The sequence below is a fragment of the Frigidibacter oleivorans genome (assembly GCF_003993775.1).
Taxonomy (GTDB): domain Bacteria; phylum Pseudomonadota; class Alphaproteobacteria; order Rhodobacterales; family Rhodobacteraceae; genus Frigidibacter; species Frigidibacter oleivorans.
In genome coordinates this window covers 56410-72376 of record NZ_RJRZ01000019.1, presented here as the reverse complement: position 1 = coordinate 72376, position 15967 = coordinate 56410, and the positions used below count along the sequence as shown (strand labels likewise).

Sequence of the window (15967 nt, the reverse complement as noted above, 5' to 3'; positions counted from 1 at the left end):
GCCGCCGATCCGGCGCTGGCCGACCGCGAGGTGGCGGCGCTTGCCCCCGCCCCCGACCGCGCCACCGACGCGCCGCCGCCGGCCCCGCAGCCGCCGCTGCCCTTCGGCACGACCTTCGACTTCGGCCCCGACGGGCTGATCGTCGCCACGCCCGACGGCGCGCTGACGCCCGAAGGGGCGCTGGTCGTCGCCGGCCCGCCGCCCGTCGTCCCGCCGGCCCGGCCGGGCGCGGTGGCGGAACAGGCGGCCGAGGCCCCGCTTCCCGCGACCGCTGCCGAGCCGGCCCCCGAGGACACCGCCCCGGCGGCCGATCCGGCGCTGCAGGGTTTCCGGCCCGCGGCGCGACCGGCCGATCTGGCGGTGCCGGGCGATGGCGCGGCGCTCGCCCCCGCGCCGGAGGTGGCCCCCCTCATCTCCGATCCCGCGCTGGCGGGCTTCCGGCCGCGCGTGGCCTCGGCCGTGGCGCTCGAGGCGGCGGCGGCGGCGCGCAGCGCCGAAGAGGCGCGGATCGCGGCGGAAGAGGCGCTGGCAGCGGAATTCGCCGCCGCTTCGACCCTCGCCGTGGCGACCTCGCGCAAGCCGCTGCTGCGGCCGCGCGACTTTTCCTCCGGCGTGGCCGAGGCGCTGGCGCTGGCGGCCGCCGTCCCGGCACCGGCCGCTGCACCGGCGGTGGCGCCCGCGGCCCCTGCCCGCCCGGCCGTCCTGCCCGCCGCGCCGACCCGGCAGGCCGCGGCCGCCCCGCCGCCCGAGCCTGCCCCGGAAGAGATCGACGAGCCGGAACCGACCTCGGCCGCGCCGGACATCCCGACCAGCGCCTCGGTGGCGCGGCAGGCCACGATCAGCAACGCCCTGTCGCTGCGCGAGATCAACCTGATCGGGATCTACGGCGCCTCGTCCAGCCGCCGCGCGCTGGTGCGGCTGAGCAGCGGCAAGATGCTGCGGGTCGAGGTGGGCGACCGGCTAGATGGCGGGCGGGTCGTGGCGATCAGCGAATCGCAACTGGTTTACCAGAAGGGCGGCCGCAACGTGACGCTGCAGATGATCCGGGAAAGCTGACGAGGGCCGACCCGGATCATGGAACAGGCTCTTTTCCAAGCGACCGCCTTCCTCGTCGCGATGCTGCTGGCGGTGCCGGTGGCGATGCGTCTCGGGCTCGGCTCGGTGCTGGGCTACCTGCTGGCCGGGGTGATCATCGGCCCGCTGCTGGGGCTGGCCGGGTCCGACCTGCACGACCTGCAGCATGTCGCGGAACTGGGCGTCGTGATGATGCTGTTCCTGATCGGGCTGGAACTGGAACCCCGGGCGCTGTGGGCGATGCGCGACCGCATCCTCGGGCTCGGGCTGATGCAGATCCTGATCACGCTGGGGCTGATCGCGGGCGGACTGGTGGCCTTCGGGGCCGACTGGCGGCTGGCGCTGGCCTGCGGCACCATCCTGTCCGTATCCTCCACCGCCATCGTGCTGCAGACGCTCGAGGAAAAGCGGCTGATGCAAACGCCGGGCGGCCGGTCGATCTTTGCGGTGCTGCTGACGCAGGACATCGCGGTGATCCCGATGCTGGCGCTGATGCCGCTTCTGGCGCTGCCCGGGGCGCAGGCGGCCGCCGGGGCCGAGGGCGAGGCTTCGGCGATGCTGGACCATCTGCCCGGCTGGGGCCTGACGCTGGTGACGCTGGGCGCGGTGGGCGCCGTCGTCGCGGCGGGCCACTACCTCGTCCGGCCGGCCTTTCACTGGGTGCAGGCTGCCCGCCTGCGCGAGATGAACACCGCGCTGGCCTTGGCCATCGTGCTGGGGATCGCGGCGCTGATGCTGCTGGTGGGGCTGTCCCCGGCGCTCGGCACTTTTCTTGCGGGGGTGGTGCTGGCCAATTCCGAATTCCGGCATGAACTCGAATCCGACATCGCCCCGTTCAAGGGCCTGCTGCTGGGGCTGTTCTTCATCACCGTGGGCGCGGGGCTCGACACCGCGCTGATCGCCAGCGCGCCGCTGCAGCTTGTCGGCCTGACCCTTGCCTTGATGGCGGTGAAGTTCCTTGTGCTGTGGGGCCTTGCCCGGGCCTTTCACCTGTCGGGCCGCGACCGCTGGCTGTTCCCGCTCGCGCTCGCCCAGACCGGCGAGTTCGGCTTCGTCCTCGTCTCCTTCGCGCTGGCCCAGCGGGTGCTGCCACCGGAAACCGCGGCCCTGCTGCTGACGGTGATCGCGCTGTCGATGCTGCTGACGCCGCTCTTCTTCATCCTCTACGAACGGCTGGCGCGGCGCATCCGGCCCGCCGCCACCCAGGATGACGAGATCGACGAGGCGCAGCCAATCATCATCGCGGGGATCGGACGCTTCGGCCAGGTGGTCAACCGGATGGTCACCATGTCGGGCCTGCGCACCACGATGCTGGACCATGACCTCGCCACGATCCGGCTGATGCGCCGGTTCGGCTACAAGGGCTATTTCGGCGATCCGACCCGCCCGGAACTGCTGAAGGCGGCGGGGATCGACCGGGCGCGGATCCTCGTCGTCTGCCTCGACGATCCCGAGGCGACGACGCGGCTGGTGACCTATGCCCGGCGCATCCGCCCCGACCTGCACATCATCGCCCGCGCCCGCGACCGCATCCATGTCTTCGCGCTCTACAAGGCGGGGGCGAACGACATCGTGCGCGAGGTGTTCGATTCCTCGCTGCGCGCGGCCCGCTACGTGCTGGAGAATTCGGGCCTGACCGATTACGAGGCCGCCGAGGCCGAACGGATCTTCTTCAGGCTCGACCGGATGGCGGTGCGCGAACTGGCCGAGGTCTGGAAGCCGGGCGTGCCGGTCGAGGACAATCCCGACTACATCGCCCGCAGCCAGGAACTGAACCGCGAACTGGAGGCGGCGCTGACCGAACATTTCGACCAGCAGGCGCGGCGCGAGGCGGGCTGAGCCCCGCGCACAACGGAAAAGGGCCGCAGCGCATGGCGGCGGCCCCCGGAAGCAGTATCGGCGGATGTCAGGCGGCGCGCGACAGCAGCACGTCATCCACCTGCTTGGCGGCGCCGGCCTCGTCCACGCCGGACACGGCCGCAACCTCGCGGGTCAGCCGTTCCAGCGCCGCCTCGTACAGCTGACGCTCGGAATAGCTCTGCTCGCGCTGGTCATCGGTGCGGTGCAGGTCGCGCACGACCTCGGCAATCGCCATCAGGTCGCCGGAATTGATCTTCTGTTCGTATTCCTGCGCCCGGCGCGACCACATGGCGCGCTTGACCTTGGCCTTGCCCTTCAGCGTTTCCAGCGCCTTGACCACCACGTCGGGCGTCGACAGCTGGCGCATGCCGATCTCGGTCGCCTTGTGCGTGGGCACGCGGAGGGTCATCTTGTCCTTCTCGAACGAGATGACGAACAGCTCCAGCTTCAGGCCGGCGATCTCCTGCTCCTCGATCGACAGGATCCGGCCGACGCCGTGCGCCGGATAGACCACGAAGTCGTTCGGGCGAAATTCCGTTTTCTTGGTCTTGGTCATTCAGTCGCTTCCTCGCACGGGCCCCGGACCCCAGAGCGACGAAATCCCCGCCGGAGCAGGTTGCCCCGAGACGCAGTTTCGCTTGGCGCTGAGAAAGCCACCTTGCGGGCGAGCAGCTCCGCCGGTGGCATCGGGCATCCAGTTATTGTGAAAGAAATATAGCAGAAAATGCGCCCGTTTCCAAGGCAGAGGGCGAACATGCCGCAGACCCGCCCGCACCGCCGGAGTCCGAGGATTCTCAAGGCCCTGCAGGGGGGCGATCACGCCGCCGCGACTCAGCCGGCGCGGCGGGTACGAATCGGGGGCCGACTCAGTCGCCCTGCCCCGGCTCGGCCACGAAGTACTTGTCGAGCTTGCCGGCCTCGCCGTCGCGCTCTGCCGCCTCGGGCAGGGGGTCGCGCTTTTGCGTAATCACGGGCCAGACCTCGGCATACTTGCGGTTGAACTCCACCCACTTGTCCATGTCCGGCTCGGTATCGGGGCGGATCGCGTCGGCCGGGCATTCCGGTTCGCAGACCCCGCAATCGATGCACTCGTCGGGATGGATCACCAGCGTGTTCACGCCTTCGTAGAAGCAGTCCACCGGACAGACTTCGACGCAGTCGGTGTATTTGCAGGCGATGCAGTTGTCGGTGACGACGTAGGTCATGGCGGGCTTTCGGAACCTGGCTTCGTGCGGGACAGTTATCCCCCGCCGCGGCAGGGTTCAAGCGCGGGCCTGCAGGAAAGATCGCTGGCGTCCTGCGGCATGTCGAGGCGGAACCGCGTTCGTGCCTGCCACGATCCCGCAACACGCCCGTTCCGGCAGTTAGATCCCTGCGCCCTCGGCCGGATCGGCCTCCAGATCGCGCCACAGCAGCGCGGCCTCGGTCGCCGGTCCCCGACGGGTGCCGCAGGCCAGCACCCGGATCACCCGGACCCGTCCGCCCTGCGCAAGCGTCAGCGTGTCGCCCGCATCCACGGTCTGCGATGCGCGCGACACCCGCGTGCCGTTCAGCCGCACGGCCCCCTGCTCGATCAGTTCGACGGCAATGGACCGCGACTTGGCGAAGCGGGCGAAGAACAGCCACTTGTCCAGCCGCAGCCCCTTGCCGGGCGCGGCGGGGCCGGGCCGAGCCGCGCCCCGCGCCGTCACTTCCGGTCGCGCAGCGCCGCGAGCACGGCGAACGGGTTGTCCGGGTCGATCTGCTGTTCCTTGGGCGGCCGCGCCTCATAGCTGCGGGGCCGTTCCTCCTCGCGGCGCTTCTTGTCGAACTTGCCGCCGCGCTCCTGACGGTCGGGCCGGTCGCCACCCCGGTCGGCGCGGTCGGGCCGCTTGCCCTCGCGGTTGCCCTGCCCGCCGCCGCCCTGGCGCTCCTGACGCGCGCGGTCACGCCCGCCTTCGGACCGGCCGCCATCCTGCCGCCGGCCACCGTCGCGCGCTGCGGCGCCATCGGCCGCTGCGCCCGCCTCGCCCGCCGGTGCGGTGCCCGTGTCGCGCGGGGCCTGCTGGGACGAGCGGCCATCGCGGCGCGGCATCTGCTGGGCGCCATCGCGGCGCGGCCCGCGACCTTCGCCGCGATTGCCCCGCGCGCGGGGGGCCCAGGTGAAGGTGTAGAACACTTCGGTCTCGGCGACGGCTTCGGGTGCGACCGCTTCAGATGCAGCGGCCTCAGGTGCGACCGCCTCGGAAGCCGCATCCGGCGCAGCCGCCCCGGCCTCGGTCGCGGGCGACAGGGCCGACACGCCTTCCGGGATGGGGTTCTGCACCGTCTCCGGCCCTGCAGCTTCGCCCTCGACAGCCCCGGCCTCCGGCGCCGCCTCGGCAACGGCTGCCGCCTCTGCCGGCGCGGGGGCCGGCGCCGGACGGGCCTTGTCGCGTTCGCCCTTTTCGGCGCGATAGCCGAGCCCGCCCATCAGGTCCGCGAACTGTTCCAGCGTCATGCCGGTGATCGACAGCATGTCGGGCGTGGCCTCGAACCCGCCGCGGCTGTCCTTCTGGCGCAGGATGTCGGCCAGCCGTTCCAGCATGTCGATGCGGATGGCGCGGGCGCCGGCGGGGTGATAGCCGGACAGCGTGTAGAAGCCCTTCGGCACCTCCGCCACGTTGGGGATCGTCACCAGGCCGGGCGGCGGGCTTTCGGGGAATTCCTGCAGGTCATGCGCCAGGCCCCACAGCACCAGCCGCAGCCGGGTGGGCGCGGGTTTCAGCAGCGCCTGCTGGAAGATCGTGTACTGGCCGAAGCGCACGCCATGCTTGCGCAGCGCGCCGCGGGCTTCCTGATCCAGCTCCTTCACCTCGGCGGCCACGCCCTCGCGCGGCAGCACGCCCAGATGTTCGACCAGACGGAAGGCGAATCCGCGCGCCAGGCCGGTCAGCGTTTCGTCCCGGCTCATCGCCAGCAGCGGATCGTAGAGCGTCGCCACCTTGCGGTCGATGAAATGCTGCAGGCGGCGCTTGACCTTCTCGGCCACGTCGGCGCCCGCCTCTTCGTCCACGAAGGCCTCGACCCCGGGCTTCAGCGCCTCGGGTCCCTTCACCAGCTTGCCCACGGCCGAGCTGCCCCACATCAGGCCGCCCTGTTCCGTGAAGTCGAGCTCGGTATCCGGCGCGTTGTAGAACCGGTCGGCCCGCAGGCTGAATTCCGGCTTCAGCGATTCGTAGGCGGCCTGACGCAGCGTCTTCGCCTCGTCGGGCGAGGCGGTGCCGTCCTGGCGAAAGCGGAAGCCTTCCAGACGGCCGACGAATTCGCCCTCGACCGTCACTTCGCCCTTGTCGTTCACCGCAGCCACAAGGCTCTCCTTCTGCTTGAGCCGGCGAAGCAGCATGCTCGTTCGCCGGTCCACGAAACGCTGGGTCAGCGCGCCATGCAGCGCATCCGACAGGCGGTCTTCTACCGCGCGCGTGGCGTCGCGCCAATGGCTTTCGTCCGCCACCCAACCGCGGCGCTGCGCGATGTAGGTCCAGGTGCGGATGAAGGCCAGCCGCTTGGACAGCGCGTCGATATCGCCATCGGTCCGGTCGATGCGGCGGATCTGCGTCTCCAGCCATGCGTCCGGCACATGGCCGCCGTCATGAAGGAATCCGAAGATTCGTGTCAGCAGGGTCGCATGTTCCGCCGCCGAAATCCCGCGAAAATCCGGGATGCGGCAGATATCCCACAACAGCTTCACATCCTGCGGGCCAGCGACCCGGCCGCGCACCTCGCCCGCCTCGACGAGGCTTTTCAGCGCCAGCACGTCGTCGGATTCCCGCGCGCGCATCAGCCATTCGTCCCCTGTCGGCGCCTCGAGCGAGGCGATCAGCCGCTCGGGCGTGCCGAAGTCCAGCGCGGCATTGCGCCAGCTCAGCTTGCGGATCGGGGCGAAGCGGTGGTTTTCCAACGCCTCGACCAGATCGGGGCTGAAGGGGCTGGCCTCGCCGGTGACGCCGAAGGTGCCCTCCTGCGTGTGGCGCCCGGCCCGCCCGGCGATCTGACCCAGTTCATGCGGAAACAGCGCCCGCATCCGCCGCCCGTCGAACTTGGCCGTGGCGGAAAAGGCCACATGCCCGATATCGAGGTTCAGGCCCATGCCGATGGCGTCGGTGGCGACGAGATAGTCCACCTCGCCCTCCTGATACATCGCCACCTGCGCGTTGCGCGTACGGGGGCTGAGCGCGCCCATCACCACCGCGCAGCCGCCCTTCTGGCGACGGATCAGCTCGGCGATGGCATAGACATTATCTACCGAAAAGCCCACGATGGCGCTGCGCGGCGGCATCCGGCTGATCTTTTTCGAACCGGTGTAGCTGAGCGTCGAGAATCGCTCGCGCCCCACGAACTGCACCCGCGGCACCAGCGCCGCGATGGCCCCGCGCATGGTGTGGCTGCCCAGGAACATCGTCTCGGACATGCCCCGCGCCCGCAGCAGCCGGTCGGTGAAGACATGGCCGCGTTCGGGATCGGCGCAAAGCTGGATCTCGTCGATGGCGAGGAACTCGGCGCCGATGCCTTCAGGCATCGCCTCGACGGTGCAGACCCAGTACTGGGTCCGGTCCGGCACGATCCGTTCCTCGCCCGTCACCAGCGCCACCACCGAGGGGCCGCGCTTCGCGACGATCCGGTCATAGACCTCGCGCGCCAGCAGGCGCAGCGGCAGGCCGATCACCCCGCTGCGATGCGCCAGCATCCGTTCGATGGCAAAATGGGTCTTGCCGGTATTCGTCGGCCCGAGGACCGCAGTGATCCTCGCCTCGCTCGCCATGATCCTGCGCCCCGGCTGTCTAGAGTTCCACGCCCTCGGTCGCCCGCAGGATGCGGTCGAGCGCCTCCTGTACCTCGGGCTGATGAGGATTGATGGCAAGCGAGGCGCGGAAGGCATCGGCCGCCGCGTCGTCGCGGCCGGTTTCCTCGAGGATCGCCCCCAGCCCGGCCAGCGCCCCCCAATGCGCGGGGTTCAGCGCCAGCGTCTGGCGGATGTCGGCCAGCGAGGGGCCGAACTCGCCCATCAGGAAGAAGGCCGTCGCCCGGGCGTTCCAGCCTTCGGCGAAACCGGGTGCGTGATCGGTCAGCGCGGTCAGATGCTCGATGGCGGCTTCGGCATCGCCCGACTCGATCGCCGCCTGCCCGCGCTGCAACAGCAGGTCCATCGCGGGCGAGCCCGATTTCGACCATTCGCGCAGGATGTCGGATTGCAGGCGATCCGCATCCGGCGCCTCGGGATCGGCCAGCTGCTGCAGCAGCGGCGCGGGATCGGCGGCCCGCGCCGGCGTGGCCGCGACCGTCCCGACCAGCGCGCCCGTCAGGCATCCGGTCAGAAATGCCGTCACGGCACCTTTGTGGAAGGCAGCGACAATACGCATAACATCTGCAAGTGTAACGCAAGCGCCGGAGAATGCGAGAGCCCGGCCATCACTTTTGGAGGACATCAGGATGAGCGACGTGATCGACGGTGCGGTGCAGGCGCTGAACGCGCGGATGACGGACGGTTTTTCGGCAGGCGTGGCCAAGTTCATCATCGAGGATGAAGGCGCGATCATGCTCGACGCGCAGGGCGCCCGCGCCGGCGACGAAGAGGCCGACGTGACGCTGACCGCGTCGCGCGACACGTTCGAGGGCATACTGTCGGGCGACGTGAACCCGACCGCGGCCTTCATGTCGGGCAAGCTGACGGTGGATGGCAATGTGGGCCTCGCCATGCAGCTTGGCGCCGCCCTGTCCTGAGCGACCGATGACGACAGACTCCGCGCCCTTTCACGCCGGCATCGCCGACGGACCGGCAGAGGGCGCGGCGATCTGGACCGGGGCGGCGGATGGCACGCGGCTGCGCGTCGGTTTCTGGCCGGGTCCGGACGCCTGGGGCACGGTGCTGATCTTCCCGGGCCGCACCGAATATATCGAGAAATACGGGGCCACGGCGCGGGATCTGGCCGCGCGGGGCCTGGCTGCTGTCGCGGTGGACTGGCGGGGCCAAGGCCTTGCCGACCGTCCCGGCCATGACCGCGAACTGGGCGATGTGGCGAGCTTCGCCGACTATCGGCAGGATGTGACGGCGGTGCTGGCCGCGGCCCGCGGCGCCGCCCTGCCCGAACCCTTCTTCCTGCTGGCCCATTCCATGGGCGGGTGCATCGGCCTGCGCGCGCTGCACGACCGGCTGCCGGTGCGCGCGGCTGCCTTCTCGGCGCCGATGTGGGGCATCCGCATGACCGCGGCCACGCGGCCCTTGGCCTGGGCGCTGAGCGGGGGGGCGACGATGCTGGGCCTGGGCCTGCGCTATGCGCCCGGCACCGGCCGGCGCAGCTATGTGTCCGAAACCGGCATGGCCGGCAACATGCTGACCAGCGATGCCGCGACCTTCGCGCTGATGCAGGATCAGTTGCGCCGACACCCCGACCTGTCGCTGGGCGGGCCGTCCCTGCGCTGGCTGTTCGCGGCGCTGCGCGAGATGCGGGCGCTGCGCCATCTGCCGCCACCCGCCCTGCCGGCGTTCTGCGCCATCGGAAGCGACGAACGGGTCGTCGATGCCGGCGCGGTGCAGGATGTCATGCGGCGCTGGCCCGGCGGCCGGCTGGAGGTGGTGCCGGGTGCCCAGCACGAAATCCTGATGGAGCGGGAGCCGATCCGCCGCGCCTTCCTGGACGAGGTGACGGCGCTGTTCCGCGCCGCCGCCTGATCGCCTGGCTCCTCTCCGCGTCAGCCCATCCGTTCGCTGGCGTGGCTGCCGGGGCTGGGCGGGAAGACCACGGTCTTCGTGCCGTTCAGGAACACCCGGTGGTGGATATGGGCGTGAACCGCCCGCGACAGCACCGATGCCTCGACATCGCGGCCGAGGCTCACATAGTCCTCGGGCGATTGCGCGTGGGTGACGCGCACGGTGTCCTGTTCGATAATCGGCCCTTCGTCGAGGTCGGCGGTCACGTAATGCGCGGTGGCGCCGATCAGCTTCACCCCCCGCTCATAGGCCTGCTTGTAGGGATTCGCGCCCTTAAAGGACGGCAGGAAGCTGTGGTGGATGTTGATGATCCGCCCCGACATCTTCTGGCACAGCGCATCCGACAGCACCTGCATGTAGCGCGCCAGCACCACCAGTTCGGTCCCCGTCTCCTCGACCAGCGCCAGCAGGCGCGCCTCGGCCTCGGGCTTGGTGTCGGGCGTCACCCGGATGTGGTGGAAGGGCAGGTCGTGGTTCACCACCACCTTCTGATAGGTCAGGTGGTTCGACACCACGCCGACGATGTCGATCGGCAGTGCGCCGATCCGCCAGCGGTACAGCAGGTCGTTCAGGCAATGGCCGAAGTTCGACACCATGATCAGCGCCCGGGTCTTGCCGGCGCCGTCATGGATCGCCCAACCCATCGCAAAGGCCTCGGCCACCGCGGCGAAACCCGCCTCCAGCGCCGCCCGGTCGGCGCCCGTCTCGCTGGCGAAGCTGACGCGCATGAAGAACCGGCCCGTCGCCAGATCGTCGAACTGCGCGGAATCGCGGATGTTGCAGCCCTGATCGGCCAGAAAGCCCGAAATCGCCGCGACGATGCCGCGCCGCGACGGACAGGTGACGGTAAGGACGAAATTCGACATGCCGCGTGATCCTTCGGACAGTTCCCCGGGCCGCGGGGTCGGGGCCAGATTGCCCGCCCCGCCCGGCCCGGCCTGCGCCCGAAGCGACGGGCGCCGGGCAAAAGGCGACGCGCGGGGGCGCGCGGACGGGTCAGATCTGCCGTTCGGGCAGGTGCACCACCAAACCGTCGAGTTCCGGCTTCACCTTGATCTGGCAGGTCAGCCGCGACCGGGCGGGGTCCGGCTTCCAGGCGAAGTCGAGCATGTCCTCTTCCATCGCGTCCTTGGGCGGCAGGCGGTCGACCCAGGCGGCGTCGACATAGACATGGCAGGTGGAACAGGCGCAGGCGCCGCCGCAATCGGCCTCGATCCCCGGCACGCCATTGTCGCGCGCGCCTTCCATGACCGTCAGGCCCGGCTTCACCTCGACCTCGTGCCGGGTGCCGGTATGTTCCACATAGGTGATCTTCGCCATCTCGCGCCTTCCCTGCCTTGTCCGGCGAACCGGACCGGTGCCGCCGATCTAGGCGATCCCGCCGGTCATTTCCAGTGCCGCCGCAACGACCTGGGGCCGCCGCGGCAGGCCGGGGCTTTTCCCGCCGCGCCGCCGCCGCTAGTCTCGCGCACCGCGGGCAGGCCCCGCTCATCCGCGATCCGCAAGCCAGCCGAGGCCCGATGCCCCCCTTCCCCCGCGCCTCTGCCCCCCGGCTCGCCGCCGCGATCCTTTGCGCCGCGCTGGCGGCCTGTGTCGCCGGCACCGTGGCCCCGCCCGACCCGATGCGCTCCTATGCCGGCGAGGCGGTGATCCGGCCGCTCGGCAGCCCCGCCCCCGCGGCCGAGGCCGACAGCTGCTGGGGCGAGGATGTGACGCCCGCGGTGATCGAGACGGTGACCGAACAGGTGCTGCACCACCCGGCCGAGCTGGCGGCGGATGGCAGCGTGATCACGCCCGCCAGCTACCGCACCGAGACGCGGCAGCGGATCGTGCGCGAACGGGCGGCGCTGTGGGTGCGCACCCCCTGCCCCGCCGACCTGTCGCCGGATGTGCTGGCCTCGCTGCAGCGAGCGCTGGCGGCGCGCGGGCTGTTCGACGGCCCGCCCACCGGCACGCTCGACGCGAAGACCCGGCGGGCGATCCGCCGGTTTCAGGCGCCGCGGGATCTGGACAGCGGCATCCTGTCGATGGCGGCGGCGGTGGATCTGGGGATCATGGCCGTGGGCCGCGACGGCAGCTGAGCCGCGGATGCGAAAAGGGCGCCCGAAGGCGCCCCTTCCCCGCCGGTGGCGGCTCTTACTCGTCCTCGACCGACAGCGCGACGAAGCGCGGCTCGCCCTCGCGCCGGATCAGCAGCAGCAGCGACTTGCGCCCCGCCTCCTTGGCCTCCTCGATCCGGGCGGTCAGGTCGTCGAGCGAGGTCACCTTCTGCTGGCCCGCCTCGGCGATCACGTCGCCGGCGCGCAGGCCCTTCTCGAAGGCGGCGCTCATCTCGTCGATGTCGCGCACCACCAGACCCGAGGCATCCGGCGCCAGCCCCAGTTCCGAGGCGATATCGGCGTCGAGCGGGGTCAGCGTCATGCCCAGCATCTCTTCCTGCGCGGGCGCCTGCGGACGGCCGGCCGCGGCGGGCACGGGCGTGTCCTCGGCCTCTTCGCGGCGGCCCAGCGTCACCAGCAGCGTTTCGCTGCGGCCCTCGCGCTGCACGACCACGCGCACCGCCTTGCCGACCTCGGTATCCGCGACGCGGCCCACCAGTTCGCGGGTATCGGCCACGTCGGCGCCGTCGAAGGTGGTGATCACGTCGCCGGCCAGCATCCCGGCATCCGCCGCCGGACCTTCCGGCACGTCGGTGACCAGCGCGCCCTTCGCCTCGGCCAGACCCATCGCCTCGGCCACGTCGGGGGTCACGTCCTGGATGCGGACACCCAGCCAGCCGCGGCGGGTTTCGCCATACTGCTGCAACTGCGAGACGACCTTGTTCACCACGTTCGACGCCATCGAGAAGCCGATGCCGATCGACCCGCCATTCGGCGACAGGATCGCGGTGTTCACCCCGATCACCTGGCCCTCCATGTTGAACAGCGGCCCGCCCGAGTTGCCCCGGTTGATCGCGGCATCGGTCTGGATGAAGTCGTCATAGGTGCCGGCCAGCGCCCGGTTCCGGGCGGACACGATCCCGGCCGAGACCGAGAAGCCCTGACCCAGCGGGTTGCCCATCGCCATGACCCAGTCGCCGACCCGCATCGCGTTGCTGTCGCCGAACTGCACGAAGGGCAACGGCGCCTCGCTCGTGACCTTCAGCAGCGCGATGTCGGTCTTGGGATCGGTGCCCACGACCTCGGCCGGCAGGGTGTTGCCCGCGAAGAACTCGATCTCGATCTCGTCGGCATTCTCGATCACGTGGTTGTTGGTGACGATGTAGCCGTCTTCCGAGATGACGAAGCCCGACCCCAGCGCGTTCGACCGGCGCGGCTGCGGCATCGGCCCGTTGCCCTCGGGGTCCATGAACTCGCGGAAGAAGTCCTCGAAGGGGGATCCTTCCGGCACGATCGGCCCCGGCCCGGCAGGTGCCGCGACGGTGGTCGAGGTGGTGATATTCACCACGGCGGGGCTGACCTGCTGGGCGAGGTCGGCGAAACTTTCGGGCGCGGCGCGGGCATAGCCGGGGCCAGCCTGTCCGACCGCCAGCGCCAGCGCCGCCGCCGCGGCCCACAGAAAACTCATCGTCCGAACTGCGAACGTCCGGCCCGCGGGACCGGCACCTTCCGGCGCACGGGACAGAACCCGGTCTGACATGCTGAACTCCTTCTCCTCGTCGGATGGCCGGCGCCCGGCTGTCGCCGCCCGGCTCTCACCCCGTATCTCGGTGATCCGGTCCCTCTTTCGCAAGCCACGCTCGTTCTCGCAGCGTCACATGCGGGTGAGAAGCTTGCAACACTCACCTTCAGACGGTGCCGCGGGGCCGCTGCGGGGCCGGATCGCCCCCCGGCGCCCCTCAGGCGGACAGCCGGCGCGCCAGCCAGACCAGCGCCACGCCCAGGGCCAGCGCCGCCAGCCCGATCGCCCGCCGGCGGTCCCGCCCCTGCGCGGCGAGCCAGGCGAGGGCCCGTTCGACATGCCAAGGGGCCAGTGCAAGCACCAGCCCCTCGATGGACAGTACAAGTCCCAGGGCGAGCACGGGCTGCGACAGCGGCCCGGCCACCGGATCAGTTCCCCGCGGGCGCCGCAGGGGCCGCGCTGGCCTCCGGAGGTTCCGGAGCGGCCGGCGCCTCGACCGGCGCCTCTGCCGGCTCCGCCGCAACGGGGGCCTCGGCCGGCTCCGGCGCAGCGGTGTCCGCCGTGCCCTCGGTCGCCGCAGGCTCGGCCGGCGCCGCGCCGCTGGTCCCGCCCTGCCCCGTCCCGCCGGAATCCCGCAGGTAGGTGAAGAACTCGTTGTCCGGCGACATCACCAGCGTCGAGTTCCCGGCCTGCAGCGCCTGGCGATAGGCATTCAGCGACCGATAGAACTCGAAGAAGTCTGGGTCGCGGCCGAAGGCATCGGCATAGATGGCGTTGCGTTGCGCATCGGCCTCGCCGCGGATGATCTCGGCCTGGCGGCGCGCGTCGGACACCGTCTCGACCACGGTCCGGTCGGCCTGGGCGCGGATGCGCTGCGCCGCCTCGTTACCGCGGGCGATCTCGTCGGCCGCCTCGCGTTCGCGTTCCGCCCGCATCCGGGCGAAGGTCGCGTCGAGGTTCTGTTCGGGCAGGTCGGTGCGGATCAGCCGCACGTCGATGATGTCGAGCCCCAGCGCCTGCGCCTCGTCCCGCGCGCTGTCGCGGATATCGGCGGCCAGCTGCGCCCGGTCCGAGGACAGGATCGCGTCCGACGGCACCGAGCCCAGCACCTCGCGCAGGCGGGCGCGCAGGATGGTGTCGATCCGCTGTTCCGCCGCCGTGGTGCTGTTCGCGCCGAGAGCCTGCCGGTAGCGGACCACGTCGGCGATGCGATAGCGGGCGAAGGCGGTGACGATCAGGCGACGGTCATCGGCGGGCGTGACCTCCATCGCATCGACATCGCGGCTGAGGATGCGGTCGTCATAGCGCACGACCTGCTGGATCAGCGGGATCTTGAAGGCGAGGCCCGGGTCTTCCTTGACCGCCCGGATCTGGCCGAACTGCAGCAGCAGCGCCTTTTCGCGTTCGTCCACGATGAAGATCGAGGACAGGGCCGCGGCAATGGCGATGACCACGGCCGGAAGCAGGATGGTGGTCGTCTTCATCAGTTGCCCCCCGTCGTCGCGGCGGTTGCGGCGTTGACGCCCGCGGGCGTGCCGGCCGAGCCGGGCGCGCGCACCATCTCGTTCAAGGGCAGGTAGGGCACGACCCCCTGACCCGAGCTGTCCGGGTCGATGATGATCTTGTCCACGTCGCCCAGCACCTGTTCCATCGTCTCGAGGTACAGCCGCTTGCGCGTCACCTCGGGCGCCTTGGAATATTCCTCCAGCACCGAACTGAAGCGGCTCGCCTCGCCCTCGGCCTGGTTCACGACCTCGGCGCGATAGGCCTCGGCGCTTTCCAGCACCTCGGCCGCGTCACCGCGGGCCTGACCCAGCACGCGGTTGGCATAGCCGTCCGCCTCGTTCTGCAGGCGGGTGCGCTGCTGTTCGGCGGCCTGCACCTCGCGGAAGGCGTCGATCACCTCGCCCGGCGGATCGGCACGGTCGAAGTTGACCCGCACCACGTTCAGCCCGCTGTCATAGCTGTCGAGCGTGGTCTGCACCAGTTCCTCCAGCCGCGCGGCGATGGCGCCGCGGTCGCGGTTCAGCACCGGGGCCAGCTCGCTTTGCGCGATGATCTCGCGCATGGCGGATTCCGACACGGCGCGCACCGTCGCCTCGGGGTCGCGCAGGTTGAACAGATAGCGGCGCGGGTCCGAGATGTTCCAGACCACCTGGAAGTCGATGTCGACGATGTTCTCGTCGCCGGTCAGCATCAGGCCGGCATCGCTGGCGCCGTTGCGCGCCATGCCGATATCCTCGGTGCGTTCCGGCGTCACCGGCACGACATTCGCCGTCACCAGCGGCCAGGGCGCGAAGTTCAGCCCCGGATCGCCGATGGACGAGAATTCGCCCAGGAACAGTTCGACCGACTGTTCGCCCGTGTCCACCGTGTAGATCGAGGCAAAGGCCCACAGCCCGACCAGCGCCAGCGCGCCGATGCCCAGCGTGCCACGCGACAGGCCCGGGCCGCCGGAGCCGCCGCTGCCACCCGGTCCCTGAGGGCCGCGCGGACCGCGCCCGCCCATCAGGACGCGCAGCTGCTCTTGCCCCTTCTTCATGATCTCTTCGATCTCGGGGATCTGCGAACCCTCCCCCGGTCGCCGCGGACCCCGCTTCTCGTTGTCGTTGCCGCCGCTGCCGCCTCCGCCGCCCCCCCAGGGACCCCCGTTCGTCATCTGCCTGTCGTCCCTTCCGGTTTTTG

At 70.7% G+C, this 15967-nt stretch carries 15 protein-coding genes and 1 pseudogene; 5 read left to right on the top strand and 11 right to left on the bottom strand.

The window, feature by feature from the left end; translation table 11 throughout:
* Both EEY80_RS20195 and EEY80_RS17680 read left to right on the top strand, forming a co-directional pair.
* Positions 1 to 1056 (top strand): annotated as a pseudogene (locus tag EEY80_RS20195) (translation initiation factor 2); the annotation flags it as partial.
* 18 nt (positions 1057 to 1074) lie between these two features.
* Complete coding sequence (locus EEY80_RS17680) at positions 1075 to 2913, top strand: monovalent cation:proton antiporter-2 (CPA2) family protein (protein WP_126978814.1); 1839 nt, start codon at positions 1075 to 1077, stop codon at positions 2911 to 2913.
* 67 nt (positions 2914 to 2980) lie between these two features.
* On the opposite strand, the gene EEY80_RS17675 is transcribed toward EEY80_RS17680, so the two are convergent.
* The 5 genes from EEY80_RS17675 to EEY80_RS17655 form a co-directional block, all read right to left on the bottom strand.
* A complete protein-coding gene (locus EEY80_RS17675) occupies positions 2981 to 3490 on the bottom strand; it encodes a CarD family transcriptional regulator (RefSeq protein ID WP_126978812.1) in 510 nt (169 codons plus the stop codon).
* A 310-nt stretch (positions 3491 to 3800) separates the two neighbouring features.
* Positions 3801 to 4139 (bottom strand): ferredoxin FdxA, encoded by a 339-nt coding sequence (fdxA, locus tag EEY80_RS17670; RefSeq protein WP_126978810.1) that lies wholly within the window; start codon positions 4137 to 4139, stop codon positions 3801 to 3803.
* A 159-nt stretch (positions 4140 to 4298) separates the two neighbouring features.
* Complete coding sequence (locus tag EEY80_RS17665; RefSeq protein ID WP_126978808.1) at positions 4299 to 4625, bottom strand: RNA-binding S4 domain-containing protein; 327 nt, start codon at positions 4623 to 4625, stop codon at positions 4299 to 4301.
* Positions 4622 to 7714 carry a helicase-related protein gene (locus EEY80_RS17660; protein ID WP_126978806.1) on the bottom strand — a complete coding sequence of 1031 codons (3093 nt, stop codon included), beginning with the start codon at positions 7712 to 7714 and terminating at the stop codon, positions 4622 to 4624. Before EEY80_RS17660 ends, EEY80_RS17665 begins: the two co-directional genes overlap by 4 nt.
* Positions 7715 to 7733: 19 nt before the next feature.
* Positions 7734 to 8279: a tetratricopeptide repeat protein gene (locus EEY80_RS17655; protein WP_235829897.1), complete on the bottom strand. Its 546-nt coding sequence runs from the start codon at positions 8277 to 8279 to the stop codon at positions 7734 to 7736.
* A 103-nt stretch (positions 8280 to 8382) separates the two neighbouring features.
* Here EEY80_RS17655 and EEY80_RS17650 point away from each other — a divergent pair, with 103 nt between their 5' ends.
* Both EEY80_RS17650 and EEY80_RS17645 read left to right on the top strand, forming a co-directional pair.
* A complete protein-coding gene (locus tag EEY80_RS17650) occupies positions 8383 to 8673 on the top strand; it encodes an SCP2 sterol-binding domain-containing protein (RefSeq protein WP_126978802.1) in 291 nt (96 codons plus the stop codon).
* Between the two features lie 7 nt (positions 8674 to 8680).
* Complete coding sequence (locus tag EEY80_RS17645) at positions 8681 to 9622, top strand: alpha/beta fold hydrolase (protein ID WP_126978800.1); 942 nt, start codon at positions 8681 to 8683, stop codon at positions 9620 to 9622.
* A 20-nt stretch (positions 9623 to 9642) separates the two neighbouring features.
* Here EEY80_RS17645 and purU read toward each other — a convergent pair whose 3' ends face one another.
* The gene (gene purU, locus EEY80_RS17640; protein WP_126978798.1) at positions 9643 to 10527 is read right to left on the bottom strand and encodes a formyltetrahydrofolate deformylase; all 885 of its coding nucleotides are present in this window, start codon (positions 10525 to 10527) and stop codon (positions 9643 to 9645) included.
* A 130-nt stretch (positions 10528 to 10657) separates the two neighbouring features.
* Positions 10658 to 10981, bottom strand: coding sequence for a 2Fe-2S iron-sulfur cluster-binding protein (locus EEY80_RS17635; RefSeq protein ID WP_126978796.1), 324 nt, complete (start codon positions 10979 to 10981; stop codon positions 10658 to 10660).
* 200 nt (positions 10982 to 11181) lie between these two features.
* Here EEY80_RS17635 and EEY80_RS17630 point away from each other — a divergent pair, with 200 nt between their 5' ends.
* Complete coding sequence (locus EEY80_RS17630; RefSeq protein ID WP_235829896.1) at positions 11182 to 11742, top strand: peptidoglycan-binding domain-containing protein; 561 nt, start codon at positions 11182 to 11184, stop codon at positions 11740 to 11742.
* Positions 11743 to 11797: 55 nt separating this feature from the next.
* Here the strand turns inward: EEY80_RS17630 and EEY80_RS17625 are convergent, their stop codons facing one another.
* The 4 genes from EEY80_RS17625 to hflK all read right to left on the bottom strand — a co-directional run bounded on the left by EEY80_RS17625 (position 11798) and on the right by hflK (position 15941).
* Complete coding sequence (locus EEY80_RS17625) at positions 11798 to 13228, bottom strand: Do family serine endopeptidase (RefSeq protein ID WP_126978794.1); 1431 nt, start codon at positions 13226 to 13228, stop codon at positions 11798 to 11800.
* Between the two features lie 271 nt (positions 13229 to 13499).
* Entirely contained in the window at positions 13500 to 13706 is a 207-nt protein-coding gene (locus tag EEY80_RS17620; protein WP_407920742.1) for a DUF2065 family protein, read from the bottom strand.
* A 4-nt stretch (positions 13707 to 13710) separates the two neighbouring features.
* Positions 13711 to 14766 (bottom strand): protease modulator HflC, encoded by a 1056-nt coding sequence (gene hflC, locus EEY80_RS17615; protein ID WP_126978792.1) that lies wholly within the window; start codon positions 14764 to 14766, stop codon positions 13711 to 13713.
* The gene (hflK, locus tag EEY80_RS17610) at positions 14766 to 15941 is read right to left on the bottom strand and encodes an FtsH protease activity modulator HflK (protein ID WP_126978790.1); all 1176 of its coding nucleotides are present in this window, start codon (positions 15939 to 15941) and stop codon (positions 14766 to 14768) included. Before hflK ends, hflC begins: the two co-directional genes overlap by 1 nt.
* Between the last annotated feature and the right edge of the window lie 26 nt (positions 15942 to 15967).

Bases quoted from the DNA above. Each gene is read 5' to 3' on its own strand.
- EEY80_RS17680 (WP_126978814.1), top strand. From the start codon at position 1,075: ATGGAACAGGCTCTTTTCCAAGCGACCGCCTTCCTCGTCGCGATGCTG.
- EEY80_RS17675 (WP_126978812.1), bottom strand. From the start codon at position 3,490: ATGACCAAGACCAAGAAAACGGAATTTCGCCCGAACGACTTCGTGGTC.
- fdxA (WP_126978810.1), bottom strand. From the start codon at position 4,139: ATGACCTACGTCGTCACCGACAACTGCATCGCCTGCAAATACACCGAC.
- EEY80_RS17660 (WP_126978806.1), bottom strand. From the start codon at position 7,714: ATGGCGAGCGAGGCGAGGATCACTGCGGTCCTCGGGCCGACGAATACC.
- EEY80_RS17650 (WP_126978802.1), top strand. From the start codon at position 8,383: ATGAGCGACGTGATCGACGGTGCGGTGCAGGCGCTGAACGCGCGGATG.
- EEY80_RS17645 (WP_126978800.1), top strand. From the start codon at position 8,681: ATGACGACAGACTCCGCGCCCTTTCACGCCGGCATCGCCGACGGACCG.
- purU (WP_126978798.1), bottom strand. From the start codon at position 10,527: ATGTCGAATTTCGTCCTTACCGTCACCTGTCCGTCGCGGCGCGGCATC.
- EEY80_RS17635 (WP_126978796.1), bottom strand. From the start codon at position 10,981: ATGGCGAAGATCACCTATGTGGAACATACCGGCACCCGGCACGAGGTC.
- EEY80_RS17630 (WP_235829896.1), top strand. From the start codon at position 11,182: ATGCCCCCCTTCCCCCGCGCCTCTGCCCCCCGGCTCGCCGCCGCGATC.
- EEY80_RS17625 (WP_126978794.1), bottom strand. From the start codon at position 13,228: ATGAGTTTTCTGTGGGCCGCGGCGGCGGCGCTGGCGCTGGCGGTCGGA.
- hflC (WP_126978792.1), bottom strand. From the start codon at position 14,766: ATGAAGACGACCACCATCCTGCTTCCGGCCGTGGTCATCGCCATTGCC.
- hflK (WP_126978790.1), bottom strand. From the start codon at position 15,941: ATGACGAACGGGGGTCCCTGGGGGGGCGGCGGAGGCGGCAGCGGCGGC.